Origin of the sequence: Xanthomonas sp. GPE 39 (genome assembly GCF_000963005.1) — a bacterium.
Lineage (GTDB): Bacteria > Pseudomonadota > Gammaproteobacteria > Xanthomonadales > Xanthomonadaceae > Xanthomonas_A.
In genome coordinates this window covers 1-880 of record NZ_JZHZ01000005.1, presented here as the reverse complement: position 1 = coordinate 880, position 880 = coordinate 1, and the positions used below count along the sequence as shown (strand labels likewise).

The window sequence follows — 880 nt, the reverse complement described above, 5'->3', positions numbered from 1 at the left end:
TGCTCATGGACACCTCCGAATTAGCCATTTTCCATGGCCTTGAGATGTCTAGGGAACCCTGGGCGTATCAATGACATAGTAGCCGCGAACAACCTTCCAGTCGGCCGATTGGGGAAATAGGTCGGCTTGAACGCCCCAGGCTTTGAGATAGCTTGTGTAAGCGACATGCCCACAGCCGTGGAGAACGATTCCAGCTAGTGTTGTCATGGCAGCCAGACTGCCGACGAAGCGGGTGATAGACCACGACCTCTTGGAGGATGCGCTGTTCGCATCTTCTGGTGACGGGGTGGAGCGCTTCGATCGGACAATTTCGATATGGCGCATGGTTCTCGGGGATCAATTGCGAGAAGGAAAAGGAGCTGCGTAGCCAGCTTACCGCTGCACCAAGGTCTAGATTTAACTGGCGTGGGCCATTTAAATCAGGTGAGGCGACAACACGCCAATGTGGCTCCTCTTAGCGGTATTTATTACATTGATCTGTGAATTTATTAAGTAAATACTGTGCCTGTTGCCTGGTAGTGCCGGCAGGAACCTTTTGGGGTAAGCCATTTCGAACCAGCTGTCCGTTAATAAGTGCCCAGGCTACACGAAGCTCAGCGGGTTGGTGGGGCGATATATTGAATTTGTTCAACTTCTGGGCATGGTTAATGTTCCCATCTCCAAAAATGAAGAAATAGACATGATAGGCCGTACGGGAAAGCTGCATGAGTTTTTCTAAGGTCGCGACTTCAGGAAAGTGCGTGTCCACGATTTCGATGATGACGCCAGGCTCAGTCGCGGTGGGCGCAATTCTCGAAACGTCGCGGCCGCTAGAGCGTGTTATGAACTTGAGGCTTTCGCGGCTATCGTAAGCGGATGAAGCCAGCACGCTCCTATCCGA

At 51.9% G+C, this 880-nt stretch carries 1 protein-coding gene; it reads right to left on the bottom strand.

Features of this window, described 5'->3' with window-relative positions; all coding sequences use genetic code 11:
- Positions 1-454: 454 nt before the first annotated feature.
- The coding region (locus XALGPE39_RS14790; protein ID WP_235429715.1) for a hypothetical protein at positions 455-880 on the bottom strand (426 nt) is incomplete at its 5' end.